The organism is Actinomadura sp. NPDC049753 (genome assembly GCF_040674655.1).
GTDB classification, from domain to species: domain Bacteria; phylum Actinomycetota; class Actinomycetes; order Streptosporangiales; family Streptosporangiaceae; genus Spirillospora; species Spirillospora verrucosospora.
Map to the genome: position 1 here is coordinate 1 of NZ_JBFARL010000227.1, position 11,906 is coordinate 11,906.

General features: G+C 74.7%; 10 protein-coding genes and 1 pseudogene. 5 read left to right on the forward strand and 6 right to left on the reverse strand.

The genetic code is table 11. From position 1 onward, the window contains the following. From AB0K37_RS35645 to AB0K37_RS35665, 5 genes and pseudogenes are all read right to left on the reverse strand, one after another. Positions 1 to 82: pseudogene (locus tag AB0K37_RS35645) on the reverse strand (5'-nucleotidase C-terminal domain-containing protein); the annotation flags it as partial. Between the two features lie 91 nt (positions 83 to 173). Then, entirely contained in the window at positions 174 to 329 is a 156-nt protein-coding gene (locus AB0K37_RS35650) for a VenA family class IV lanthipeptide (RefSeq protein ID WP_345177492.1), read from the reverse strand. A gap of 5 nt (positions 330 to 334) precedes the next feature. Next, on the reverse strand, positions 335 to 2,215 hold the full coding sequence (locus tag AB0K37_RS35655) for an alpha/beta fold hydrolase (RefSeq protein WP_363988771.1): 1,881 nt from the start codon (positions 2,213 to 2,215) through the stop codon (positions 335 to 337). Next, positions 2,212 to 5,070: a class IV lanthionine synthetase LanL gene (gene lanL / locus AB0K37_RS35660; RefSeq protein WP_363988774.1), complete on the reverse strand. Its 2,859-nt coding sequence runs from the start codon at positions 5,068 to 5,070 to the stop codon at positions 2,212 to 2,214. The genes AB0K37_RS35655 and lanL overlap by 4 nt, the downstream gene beginning before the upstream one ends. 516 nt (positions 5,071 to 5,586) lie before the next feature. Continuing rightward, positions 5,587 to 6,717 (reverse strand): ROK family transcriptional regulator, encoded by a 1,131-nt coding sequence (locus tag AB0K37_RS35665; RefSeq protein ID WP_363988777.1) that lies wholly within the window; start codon positions 6,715 to 6,717, stop codon positions 5,587 to 5,589. 149 nt (positions 6,718 to 6,866) lie between these two features. Here AB0K37_RS35665 and edd point away from each other — a divergent pair, with 149 nt between their 5' ends. The 4 genes from edd (at position 6,867) to AB0K37_RS35685 (ending at position 10,813) form a co-directional block, all read left to right on the forward strand. Beyond that, positions 6,867 to 8,681 carry a phosphogluconate dehydratase gene (edd, locus tag AB0K37_RS35670; RefSeq protein ID WP_363988779.1) on the forward strand — a complete coding sequence of 605 codons (1,815 nt, stop codon included), beginning with the start codon at positions 6,867 to 6,869 and terminating at the stop codon, positions 8,679 to 8,681. A gap of 128 nt (positions 8,682 to 8,809) precedes the next feature. Then, positions 8,810 to 9,748, forward strand: a complete 939-nt coding sequence (glk, locus tag AB0K37_RS35675; RefSeq protein WP_363988782.1) for a glucokinase — start codon at positions 8,810 to 8,812, stop codon at positions 9,746 to 9,748. Further along, entirely contained in the window at positions 9,745 to 10,371 is a 627-nt protein-coding gene (gene eda, locus AB0K37_RS35680) for a bifunctional 4-hydroxy-2-oxoglutarate aldolase/2-dehydro-3-deoxy-phosphogluconate aldolase (RefSeq protein WP_363988783.1), read from the forward strand. The genes glk and eda overlap by 4 nt, the downstream gene beginning before the upstream one ends. Positions 10,372 to 10,423: 52 nt before the next feature. Next, positions 10,424 to 10,813: a PPOX class F420-dependent oxidoreductase gene (locus AB0K37_RS35685; RefSeq protein ID WP_363988786.1), complete on the forward strand. Its 390-nt coding sequence runs from the start codon at positions 10,424 to 10,426 to the stop codon at positions 10,811 to 10,813. On the opposite strand, the gene AB0K37_RS35690 is transcribed toward AB0K37_RS35685, so the two are convergent. Beyond that, positions 10,786 to 10,962, reverse strand: coding sequence for a hypothetical protein (locus tag AB0K37_RS35690; RefSeq protein WP_345177473.1), 177 nt, complete (start codon positions 10,960 to 10,962; stop codon positions 10,786 to 10,788). The genes AB0K37_RS35685 and AB0K37_RS35690 overlap by 28 nt on opposite strands. A gap of 73 nt (positions 10,963 to 11,035) precedes the next feature. On the opposite strand from AB0K37_RS35690, the gene AB0K37_RS35695 reads away from it, so the two are divergent. Beyond that, positions 11,036 to 11,906: LysR family transcriptional regulator (locus AB0K37_RS35695; protein WP_363988789.1), on the forward strand; the 871-nt coding region annotated here is incomplete at its 3' end.

Sequence of the window (11,906 nt, forward strand, 5' to 3'; positions counted from 1 at the left end):
CCTTGCCCTGGGTGAAGACGGAGAAGCCGTCACCGCCGCCCAGGAGGAAGTTGTTCGCCGCGACCTTGTAGACGGCGGCGGGGTCGACCGGGGTCTATGGCCGGTCCGTGACCGGGGTTCTGCGGGCCGGGGTTCTTCTCAGGGGTCCCGGGTACCGCATGGGATGCGCGGCATCAGGCGCAGGAGATGCCGATGCACACGGTGTTCAGCAGCGTGAGCAGACCGACGCAGGCGCAGGTGCCGCCGAGCTGGATGCCGTCGATCTCCACGGGGTCGGTCTCGGGCAGCTCCTGCAGAGCGGCCACGAGGTCACCGTCGAACGTGTTCATGCGATTCACCTCCTTTCGTTGTCGAGGGCCAAGGTCCGCCCCGCCGTGAGGCAGAAGCGGACCACCGCTTGGCGGAGGACCGGGGACCACGCCTGGACGACCCCGTTGTGGTCGTCGGCGGTCTCCAGGTAGTCGAAGTCGACTCCTTCGGTCCTGCCGAGTTCGAGGAGGCGCCGGCGCAGCGCCCTGGACTGCTCGACCGGGACGGCCTCGTCCCGGGCGCCGTGCGCCACCAGCAGCGGCGCCGTCAGCGCCTCGCACGCCCGCAGGACGTCGCGCCGGGCGTCCTTGCCGTCGCGGACATCGGAGAGGCCGAGACGCGACACGCGGTCTCTGACCATCCCGGTGGTGGTGCGGTGGAGGCCGGAGGCCGAGGTGAACGGCGCGAGCGCGACGCACCCCGACCACAGGTCCGGGGCGCGGCAGGCCGCGAGAAGCGCCAGGAACCCGCCGTAGCTGGCGCCGAGCACGACGGGGCGCGGCAGCGCGGTGCCGCGGCCGTGCGCGATCGCGTGCCCGAGGTGGACGACGTCGTCCAGGTCGGGGCCGCCCCAGTCGCCGATGACGGGACGCAGGTGCTCGTCGCCGTATCCGGTGCTGCCCCGGTAGTTGGGGGCGACGACGGAGGCGCCCGCGGCGGCCAGGTACTGGAAGAGCGGCTCGAACTCGTACCGCCACGCCGACAGCGGGCCGCCGTGCAGGGCCAGCACCAGCCGGGGCCGGTCGCGCCAGCCGGGGCCGCCGTAGACGATCGCCTCGACGGGCCCCGCCGGGCCGGACAGCTCGACGAGCTCGGCGTGCCGCCAGGCCGCCGCGCCGTCGGAGGGGTGCGCGGCCATGTCCCAGCCGGAGCGCTCGGGACTCCGCACCGTCGCGAGGGTCGGCGGCTGGTGGGGAGCCGAGAAGCGGATGTGGATCCGGCCGTCCCCGGCCCAGTGGGCGGGCGGCCAGAGCATGCCGGGCGGGCCGGGGACCGGGGTGATCCGGTCGCTCCCGGGGGCGTACACCGCCAGGCGTGCGGTCGCGCCGGCGACCTCCCGGACGAGCAGCCGCTCGCCGGAGGCGTCGAAGGCCAGGGGTGTCCGGTGGGCGGCCGACCGGTTGAGGGTCTCGGGGAACCGGACGGGGCCGCCGCCGGGCAGGCGCAGCCCGATCTGCGGCGCGCCCCGCTGCTGCGCGCCCGGCATGGTGGTGGTCACCGCGAGGACGCCCGAGCGCGGGCTGTAGGCCGCGATCCGGTCGCCGGTGGTGTCGGAGACCGACCAGAAGGGCCGCCAGCCGCGTTCGCGCAGGTCGACCAGGATGCCCTCGGTGCGGTGCCCGGCGCCGTCGCGGTCGAGGGCGAGGAGGCGGCCCTCGTCGGCCCAGACGCCCCCCGACAGCACGCCGGGGATCCGCAGCACCGGCTCCAGGACGGGGGACGTGGGCGAGACCCGCCAGATCCGCGAGTGCCGCTCGTTCTCGACGACCACGAGCACCGCGACCTGCGCCTGCCCCGGGGCGGCCAGCAGGAACCCGGCGAGCATCCGCGGCACCGGCCACGACCGGGTGATCCGGAGCCCGGCGGGGGTCGGCTCGGCGGCGGCGAGGGTTCCGTGGCCCGCTGGCTCCCCGTGCTCGCCGACCGCGGGCCGCACGACCAGGACGCGGCCGTCGTTCAGCGGCAGGGCCCCGCTGCCGCGATCGATGATCCGTTCCTCGGGCCGGCCGGGAAGGGCGGCGTCGTCGAGCGTCCGCAGGGACGGCCGCGGCCAGGTCAGGTCCCAGCGCTCCAGGACGACGCTGTCCTGCGCGGACCGCAGGCAGGTGGCCCAGCGGCCGTCGGCGGAGAAGGCGAAGCCGAACCGGCTCGGCACGGGCGGAAGATCCGGGAGGGTCTCGGTCATGACACCCGCCCGGCGATCGACGGTTCGGCGCCCTCGGCGGGGTGCGCGGCGGCGTCGTCGGCCGTCCACAGCCGCGACGTCCCGTGCTGGAGGCGCACCAGGAAGCCGAGGATGCCGCCCAGGCCGTCTCCCCAGGAGGTCGAGACGCCGCCCTGCTCGTCGGGGAACACCACCCGTCCGCCGCGGTGCGCCCGGTTGGCCAGGATGACCTGGGCCAGCCGCCACGCGTCGTCCCGGTACCGCTCGGCGCCGGTGAGCGCGGCCATGTCGAGCAGGAAGTCGCCGTTGCCGGCCAGGCCGTGGCACTGCCCGAGGATCGCGCGCCAGCGGTTGTCCATGACCGCGCGGGCGGACATCTCGGCGGCCCGCAGGAAGCGCCGGTCGCCGGTGGCCCGGCCGAGGCGGCCGAGGAAGCCGCCGATTCCGGCCGAGCCGTGGCACCAGTACGGCGCGGTGGCGATGTCCCCTGAGCTGGCCGCCCACATCGCCGACCGCCCAGTGTCGATCATGGTGTCGAGCAGCGTCTCTCCGACCCGGGCGGCGAGCGCCCGGTGGGCGTCGCCGCCGACCGACCCGGCGCAGGCGAGCAAGAAGCATCCGACGCCCGAGACGCCGTGCGCGAACCCGTAGTAGCGCCGGCCGGCGAGCTTGGACTCGATCTCGGCGGGCGTGCTCCAGTCGACCCCGCCCTCCCGTTCCTGGACGGTCTCGGCGAGGGCGTCGGCGGCGGCGCGGGCGCGTTCGGCGAACCGCGGCCGCCCGGTGCGGGACCACAGGTGCAGGGCCGCGAACCCGAGGCCCGCCGTCCCGTGCGTCACGTCCGGGCTGGGGGCCGCCTCCGGAAGCCGGTCGGCGACGGCTAGCGCGCCCTCGACGAGATCGGCGTCGGCCAGGGCGAGGCCGGCGTCCAGCACCGCCCACGCGGCGCCCGCCGTGCCGAAGTACAGCCCGGGAGGACGGCCGCCGTCCTTGTCCAGCCGCCGCAGGATCCAGTGGCCGGCGTCGGCGATGGCCTCCGCCAGGCGCGGTTCCGCCTCGACCTCGTAGCACCGGGTCAGGGCGCCCAGGGTCCCCGCGGCCCCGTGCTGGAGGCAGCAGGGGTCGGGGGCGCCGTGGACGCACGAGGCGGGCCAGAGCGTCTCGGCCGACTCCGGGTCCATGGTGGCGATCAGCTGGTCGACGATCCCGGCGACGGACAGCCGGCCCTGCTGCCGCAGCGACGGGAGGGCGGCGGTCCGCGATGCGCCGCCGTCCGGCTCCGCCGGGACGTGCTGCGTCCCGCGGCGCCCCGCCGCGTGATCCGGGCGCATCCGCGCCAGCGCCTCCCGTGCCCGGTGCGGGGTCCAGCGACGGCCGGGCTCGTCGGCCATCAGGCCGAGCAGGAGCGGGGCCAGCGAGCCGGGCAGGTCGAGGTCCAGGGTGCGGGCGTCCAGCCATTCCGCCAGGCGCTCGCTCAGGGGCCTGGTCGCGGGGCTCTCGTCGAGGAAGTAGGGCGGCCCGCCGGTGAGGACGTGGCAGAGCGTCGCGCCGAGGGCGAAGTAGTCCGCCGCCGGGTCAGGCGCGGCGCCGGACATCTGCTCCGGCGCGCTGTAGCCGGGGGTGCCCACCCGCATCCCCTCCCGCTCGCCGTCGTCGGCGGTGAGGGCCAGCTCCAGGTCGATCATCACCGGGGTGCCGTCCGGGCGCACCATGATGTTGCTCGGGTTGAAGTCGCGCACGATGAGCCCGGCCTCGTGCGCCTTCGCCATCAGATCGGCCAGGCGCCCGCACATCTCCAGGACGGGGGGCACGTGCGGGCCCCACCCGGCGTCGCCGATCACGTCCGCGATCCACTGCCGCAGGGAGGTGCCCGGGATCATCTCCTCCGCCAGGAAGAGGTGGCCCGCCTGGGCGAAGAGCGCCACCGGGCGCGGGGCGATGCCGAGGGCGTCGACCGCCTCCAGCACGCGGGCCTCCGTCCGCAGCCGGTCACGGGTGTCGCGCCCCTTGGCGTCGACGTCCACGTGCGGGCGGCCCTCCTTGATGACGATCGCCTCGCCGGTCTCGGTGTCCGTCGCCCGGTACACGCCGCCCTTGTTGGTGTGGCGGATCGCCTCGTGTACGGTGAACCGCGACCCGATCCGGACGCCTTTTCCGTTCCCGGCGCCATTATCGGTGACGCTCTTCCGGGTGCTTTCGGTACTGTCGGCCGCGTCTGTGTCGTTTTGCTTTTCCGTCGGCGGGACGTCCTGGGGAAAGGGGCAGGCGGCCCAGGAGGGCGGCGTGTACGTCGCACCGCGGCGGTCTTCCACGGGTTTGCCGTCTGGGTCGAGAATCATCCACGCGTAGAATCCGTCGTTGGTGATCCGGCGCACCTCGACGAACGCTCCATAGCGGTAATGTACGAGGCTGCCCGGCCCGTAGGGGCGGTCGGACAGAATGCGCGGACCGGGCAGGCCCGCGGTCGCCACGTGCAGTTCCGCCGCGAGGCGGACGGCCTCGTCGTCGTCGACCGGGTAGACGGTGATGAACTTCCCGGAATGGCCGCGCGAGGTGTTGCGCGCGTTCATGGCCGCGACGTGGTCGCGGGTGGCGGCGAACTTGAACATGGAACGGCCCGCCAGCAGCACGGGCAGCGAGCGGGCCAGCACGTCCTGGGCCGAGGCCGGCGTCGCGGAGACGTGCAGCTTCCACCCCTGCTGGGGACACTCGCCGTTCTCGGGGCGGACGTGGGCCCACATCCCGCTGCGCAGCGACTTCCAGCGGAGCGGGCCGGCCGCCGCGCCGAGCGCCCGGTCGAGAACGTCGAGCAGGCGGGTGTCGTCGCTCTCCGCGGCGGCCGCCCCGGACAAGACACTGAAATGGAAGTCCGCCATCCCCGCTCGCCCTCTCCCTTTTCCGCCCGGACCGCCTGGACCGCCCGGGCGGAGATTCTGATCGTTCTGTCTTTTGGGGTCAAAAGTCAAAGAATGATCGGATGTTGCTTTCGTTGAGCAAGGACACGGTAACCACGAATCCCCCGGAAACGCCAGTCAGTCTCTTTAGTCCGACCTCTTCGCGGCCGGTAGAAAAGTCTTACCTGGCGGGGGATGTACGCGACGTCCCTGTGCGGAGAGTGACAATGATCGGCGCTCGTCACCGCGCAATATGGGGAAATGTCGAGTTTGCCGTCACTGAAAAACATGATCGCTTTGCCCATTGAGTCAGGGCGCGGTTTCGCTCGCGTCATGTCCGATGGCTGCCACCTCGCCCGGTGGCGACCCGTCGCCCGGGTGTGCTAACGCCGCGTCGCGTACGAAAGGGCGGGCGCCCTTCCCGCGCGGCCCGCACTTCTCAGGCCCCGTGCTCCTCAGGCCCCGCGCTTCTCAGGCCCTGTCCAGGCCCGGTGCCTCTCAGGCGCCGGCGGCGGCCGCGTCGACGGCGTCGGGGGACAGGATGCGATCCAGGACCATGGCGGCGCAGCCGGTCAGGCCCGCGCTCTCTCCCAGCCGGCTCGGTTCGATGCGCAGGTCGCGGGTCGCCAGCGCCGTGGCGCGCTGGTAGACGATCTCGCGCACACCCGCGATCAGGGGCTCGTCCGCGCCCGCGAGATCGCCGCCCAGGACGACGACCGCGGGGTTGAGGAGGTTGACGGCGGTGGCGACGACCTCGCCGATGCGGCGGCCGGCGTCGCGGAGCAGGGCGACGGTCGCCGGGTCGCCGGAGCGGGCGAGCGCCGCCAGGGCGGGCAGGTCCTCGGCGGTGGAGCGGGCCAGCAGGGCGGTGCCGCCGGCGACGGCCTCGACGCAGTTCACGTTGCCGCAGCGGCAGGGGGCCTCGCCGGGGACGGGCACGGGGATGTGGCCGATCTCCCCGGCCGCGCCGAGGGCGCCGCGCTGGATGCGGCCGCCCGCGATGATGCCCGCGCCGATCCCGGTCGAGACCTTCACGAACAGGAGGTCGCCGACGCCGGGGTGGGCCTGGTGCTCGCCGAGGGCGGCGGCGTTGACCTCGTTGTCGAGGTAGGCGGGGACGCCGAAGCGCTCGGAGATGGGGGTGCCGATCTCCACCGCGTCCCAGCTCCCGGCCACGTGCTCGACGGCGTCGGGGACGCCGAGCCCGACGCCGCGGATGCTCGACGCGTCGGCGCCGGACTCGGCGAGGAGGGCCTCCCACTGCTCGAACAGGCGCGGGAGCGTCCGGCCCGGGCTCACCTCGGCCGGGGGCCCGTCGGCGCGGGCGAGGGTCGTGCCGGCGAGGTCGCAGACGGCGAGCTGGCCCCGGGACTGGCCGAGGTTGGCGAGCAGGACGGCGCCGCCCGCCGCGTTGAACTCCAGCCGGGCCGGGGGGCGCCCGCCCGTGGAGGGCCCGTCGGCGCGCTCGACCACCAGGCCGCGCCGGATCAGGGCCGCGACGCGGGAGGCCACGGCGGGCCGGGAGAGCCCGGTGATGCGGCCGAGCTCGGCGCGGGTGGCCACGCCGTCCTCGCGGATCAGGCGCAGCATGTCGCCGCCGGTGGCCGGGCGGGTGACGGGGCGGGGCATCCGGCCAGTCAAGCACCCGGGGCTTTCGTGCGTCCAGTTCGACGAACATCCGAACTTTTGTCATCCAAAGTTCATAAGTACGGTTGAAGAGGTGACCGATGTCTCGCTAGTTTGGTGATCTAGCGATCCCCCTGGTCTTGGAGCATCTGATGGCTGTGCATCCCGTGCTGGCGGAAGTGACCCGGCGCGTCGTCGAGCGGAGCGCCGGACCCCGCGGCGCGTACCTGAAGCGGATCGGCGAGGCCCGTTCGCAGGGCCCGGTGCGCAGCGGGATGGGGTGCGCGAACCTCGCGCACGGCTTCGCCGCCTGCGGCGTCCAGGACAAGCTGTGGCTGCGCGGCGACGTCACGCCGAACATCGCGATCGTGTCGGCGTACAACGACATGCTGTCCGCGCACCAGCCGCTCCAGGACTACCCCGGCATCCTGAAGTCCGCGATCCGCGCGGGGGGCGGCACGGCCCAGTTCGCCGGGGGCGTCCCCGCCATGTGCGACGGCATCACCCAGGGCCGGGCCGGCATGGAGCTGTCGCTGTTCAGCCGGGACGTGGTGGCGATGGCGACGGCCGTGGCGCTGTCGCACGACATGTTCGACGGCGCGCTGCTGCTCGGCGTGTGCGACAAGATCGTGCCGGGGCTGGTGATCGGCGCCCTGTCGTTCGGGCACCTCCCGGCGATCCTGGTGCCCGCCGGTCCGATGGCCTCGGGGCTGCCGAACGCCGAGAAGGCCAAGGTCCGCAAGCGGTACGCGGCGGGGGAGATCGGGCGCGAGCAGCTGCTCGCCGCCGAGGCCGCGTCCTACCACTCGCCCGGCACCTGCACCTTCTACGGGACGGCCAACTCCAACCAGCTGCTCATGGAGGTCATGGGGCTGCACCTGCCGGGCGCCAGCTTCGTCCCGCCGGGCACGAAGCTGCGCGACGGCCTCACCGAGGCGGCGGGCCGGCGCATCCTCAAGATCACGGACCTGGGCGAGCGCTACACCCCGATCGGGGAGATGCTCGACGAGCGCGCGTTCGTCAACGGCGTCGTCGCGCTGCTCGCGACGGGCGGCTCGACCAACCACACGCTGCACCTGGTGGCCATGGCCGCCGCGGCCGGCATCGAGCTGACCTGGGACGACTTCGACGAGCTGTCCAAGGTCACGCCGCTGCTCACCCGCCTCTACCCGAACGGCACCGCCGATGTGAACCACTTCCACGCGGCGGGCGGCACCGCGTTCCTCATCGGCGAGCTGATCGACGCCGGGCTCCTGCACGAGGACGCGCGGACGGTCGGCGGCGAGACCCTCGCGGCCTACCGGAACGTCCCCGAGCTCGCCGGCGGCAAGGTCGAGTGGCGGGAGGCGCCCAGGGCGTCCGGCGACACCGAGGTCCTGCGCCCGGCCGCCGAGCCGTTCGACACGCACGGCGGCCTGCACACCGTGCGCGGCAACCTCGGGCGGGCGGTCGTCAAGGTGTCGGCGGTCAGGCCCGAGCACCGGACCATCGAGGCCCCCGCCCGGGTGTTCGACTCGCAGGAGGCGCTCCAGGAGGCGTTCGCCGCCGGGGAGCTGGACCGCGACGTCGTGGCGGTCGTCCGCAACCAGGGGCCGCGCGCGAACGGCATGCCGGAGCTGCACCGGCTCACCCCGCCGCTGTCGGTGCTCCAGGACCGGGGGCACCGCGTCGCGCTGGTGACCGACGGCCGCATGTCGGGCGCGTCCGGCGCGGTGCCCGCCGCGATCCACGTGTCGCCGGAGGCCGCGGCCGGAGGGCCGCTCGCCCGCGTCCGCGACGGCGACGTCGTCCGGCTCGACGCGGACGCCGGGGTGCTGAAGGTGCTCGTCCCGGACGAGGAGCTCGCCGCCCGCGAGCCCGCCGAGGGGCCTCCCGACCAGACCTACGGCACGGGGCGGGAGCTGTTCCAGGCGTTCCGCGCCGCCGTGGGCCCGGCCGAACGTGGGGCAGGGGTCTTCTCATCATGAGCGGAGCGAGCCGGGGGGAGTGGGGGGTCGCCTCCCCACAGGAAACACCGAGCGGAGCGAGCCGGGGGGAGTGGGGTGCCGCCCCTTCACGGGAAACGCTGAGCGGAGCCGAGTGGCTGGTCGCGGACGTGGGCGGCACCAATGCCCGGTTCGCTCTGATCGACGGCCCGGGCGGCGCTCTCTCGGAGGTCAGGGCGCTGCCGACCCGCGACCATCCAGGCCTTGCCGAGGCCGCGGCCGCCTACCTCGACGCGGTCGGCGCGCGCCCGGTGGCGGCGTGCCTGGCCGTGGCGGGCCCCGTCGTGAATGGCACGTTCCATTTGACCAACGCGGGCTGGCCCAAGGGCGACCCGGAGGCGGTGCGGGCCCGTCTCGGCCTGGCGCATCTGGACGTCATCAACGACTTCGAGGCGCTCGCCCTCGCCCTGCCGCACCTCGGTGGCGACGACCTCGTTCCCATCGGGCGGGGCCGTGCGGACCCCGGCGCGCCCCTCGCGGTGGTCGGGCCCGGCACGGGCCTCGGCGTCGCCGGGCTCGTCCGGACGCCGTCGGGCCACGTGCCCCTGCCCGGCGAGGGCGGCCACGTCGACGTCCCCGCGGCGACCGACCGCGAGCTCCTGGTGGCGCGGCTGCTGCGCGCCGAGAAGGGCGCGGCCTCCGCCGAGTACCTGCTGTCGGGGGCGGGGCTGGCCCGCATCCGCCGGTACCTCGCTGCGATCGACGGCCAGCCCCAGCTGGACCTGACCCCGCGGCAGATCAGCGAGGACCGCGACGACCCCCTGAGCCGCGAGGCCGTGGAGATGTTCTGCGCGCTGCTCGGGTCGCACGCGGGCAATGTCGCCCTCACCCTCGGCGCGCGGGGCGGCGTCTATCTCGGCGGCGGGATCCTGCCGCGGATCGCGGACGTGCTGCGGGGCAGCGCGTTCCGGGCCCGTTTCGAGGGGAAGCCCCCCGTCGAGGACTACCTGCGCACCATCCCGACCGCTCTCATCGTCCATCCCGGCCCGGCCCTCGTCGGCGCCGCCGCCCGGCTCGCGCAGAGCCTGCCCGACCTGGAGCCCGCATGATCGCCGAAGACCTGTTCGACCTCGCGCCCGTCATCCCCGTGGTGGTGCTGGACGACGCGGACGCCGCCGTCCCGCTGGCCCGCGCCCTGGTGGAGGGCGGCCTCCCGGTGATCGAGGTGACGCTGCGCACGCCGTCCGCGCTGGCGGCGATCACGCGGATCGCCGCCGAGGTCCCGGACGCCGTGGTGGGCGCGGGGACCGTCGTGCGCCCCGAGGACGCCGAGCGCTCGGCGGCCGCCGGGGCGAAGTTCCTCGTCAGCCCCGGCTGCACGTCCCGCCTCCAGGCGGCGATGGTCGCGACGGGCCTGCCGTTCCTCCCGGGCGTGGCGACCGCCTCCGAGGCGATCGCCCTGCTGGAGGGCGGGATCACGGCGATGAAGTTCTTCCCGGCCGAGGCGGCGGGCGGCGCCGCCTACCTGAAGGCGCTCGGCGGGCCGCTTCCGCAGATCCGGTTCTGCCCGACGGGCGGGATCGGCCTGCGCAACGCCGCCGAGTACCTCGCGCTCGGCAATGTCGGCTGCGTCGGCGGCTCCTGGCTCACCCCCGCGGACGCCGTCCGCGAGGGCGACTGGGGCCGCGTCCGCAAGCTCGCCTCCGAGGCGGCGGCGCTCCGCACGGGATGACGCCGGGGCGTGGTGATGTCACATCCCGGGAAGGCGCTCCCGTCTCCCGGGTATGGACACCACATCGACGCTCGAGAAGCTGAAGAGGCAGCGCACCGTCCTGCTGACCAGCTACCGCAAGGACGGGACGCCGGTCGGGACGCCCGTGAACGTCGTCGTCCGCGGCGACCGCGCCTACTTCCGCACCTACGACAAGGCCTTCAAGGCCCGGCGGCTGGCGCGCAATCCGGAGGTGGAGCTCGCGCCGAGCACCTTCCGGGGCAGGGTCACCGGCCCGGAGGCCCACGGCCGCGTCCGCCTGCTCGGCGAGCGGGAGGCGCGGCCGATCCGCCGGCTGCTCGCCCGCAAGCACCCGCTCCTGCAGGGGGTGGCGGTGCCGCTGGCCCACAAGCTGAAGGGCTACCGGACGCTGCACTACGAGCTCACGCTCGACGGGTCCTGACCGCGGTGCGGGCACGGGCCGGCGGCCAGGCCCCGCCCGCCGCCCGCGGGGACGAGGTCCATCCGCAGCCGCCCGCAGGCGCAGCGCGTCCACGTGACGACGCCGTCGCTGGTGAGGTGCCGGGACACGAGAGTGGTCGGTTCGCTCATGCCAGCAGTCTGCGGCGGGTCGAACGTTTCCGTCCATTTCAGATTTCCGCAGGGAATCGTGCAAGATGCTTGCATGATCGACCTGCGCCGGCTGCACATGCTGAGGCTCGTCCACCAGTACGGGACCGTCACGTCCGCGGCGGAGGCGATGCACCTGACGCCCTCGGCGGTCTCCCACCACCTGCGGGAGCTGGCGCGGGAGCTGAAGGTGCCGCTGCTGGAGCCGCAGGGCCGCAGGGTGCGCCTGACCCCGGCCGCGCACCTGCTGATCGGGCACGCCGACGGCCTCCTCGCCCGGTGGGAGGAGGCCCTGGCCGACCTGGAGTCGCACCGCGCCGGGGCGGCGGGGCCGCTGCGCATGTGCGGGTTCACCACGGCCGTCTCGGGGCTTGTCGCCCCCGCCGCCGGCGCCCTGCTGCGCGACGACCCGGACCTCGAGGTCGAGGTCCGCGAGTGCGACACCGACGAGGCCGTCGGGCTGCTCGCGGCGGGCGAGACCGACATCGCGGTGATCGAGCCGACCCCCGGCGCGCCGCCGGCGGGCGATCCGCGCTTCGACCGCGAGCCGCTGCTGGAGGAGGCGCTCGACCTCATCGTCCCGGCCGGGCATCCGCTGGCGCTGCGCGAGCGCGTCCGGCTGGAGGACGCCGCGGGCGAGCCGTGGATCAGCGTCCACGGCTGCGCCCACCACCAGCAGGTCATGGCCTACTGCGCCGCCGCCGGGTTCACGCCGCGGATCGCGCACAACGTCACCACCTGGTCGGTGATCTGGGCCCTCGTCGCCAACGGCCTCGGGGTGTCCCTCGTGCCGCGGCTGGCCGGCGGGCAGGCCGGCCAGCCGGTCGTGCGGGTGCCGCTCGTCGGGGACGGCGTCCCGAAGCGGCGCGTGCTGACCTGCGTGCGGCGCGGCGGCCGCGGGCACCCCCCGGGCGCCCCCGGCCCGC

What these genes read in the sequence shown, in the direction of transcription:
- AB0K37_RS35685 (WP_363988786.1), top strand. Translation starts at nt 10,424, where the DNA reads ATGGACACCACATCGACGCTCGAGAAGCTGAAGAGGCAGCGCACCGTC.
- AB0K37_RS35650 (WP_345177492.1), bottom strand. Translation starts at nt 329, where the DNA reads ATGAACACGTTCGACGGTGACCTCGTGGCCGCTCTGCAGGAGCTGCCC.
- AB0K37_RS35690 (WP_345177473.1), bottom strand. Translation starts at nt 10,962, where the DNA reads ATGAGCGAACCGACCACTCTCGTGTCCCGGCACCTCACCAGCGACGGC.
- lanL (WP_363988774.1), bottom strand. Translation starts at nt 5,070, where the DNA reads ATGGCGGACTTCCATTTCAGTGTCTTGTCCGGGGCGGCCGCCGCGGAG.
- AB0K37_RS35655 (WP_363988771.1), bottom strand. Translation starts at nt 2,215, where the DNA reads ATGACCGAGACCCTCCCGGATCTTCCGCCCGTGCCGAGCCGGTTCGGC.
- eda (WP_363988783.1), top strand. Translation starts at nt 9,745, where the DNA reads ATGATCGCCGAAGACCTGTTCGACCTCGCGCCCGTCATCCCCGTGGTG.
- edd (WP_363988779.1), top strand. Translation starts at nt 6,867, where the DNA reads ATGGCTGTGCATCCCGTGCTGGCGGAAGTGACCCGGCGCGTCGTCGAG.
- AB0K37_RS35665 (WP_363988777.1), bottom strand. Translation starts at nt 6,717, where the DNA reads ATGCCCCGCCCCGTCACCCGCCCGGCCACCGGCGGCGACATGCTGCGC.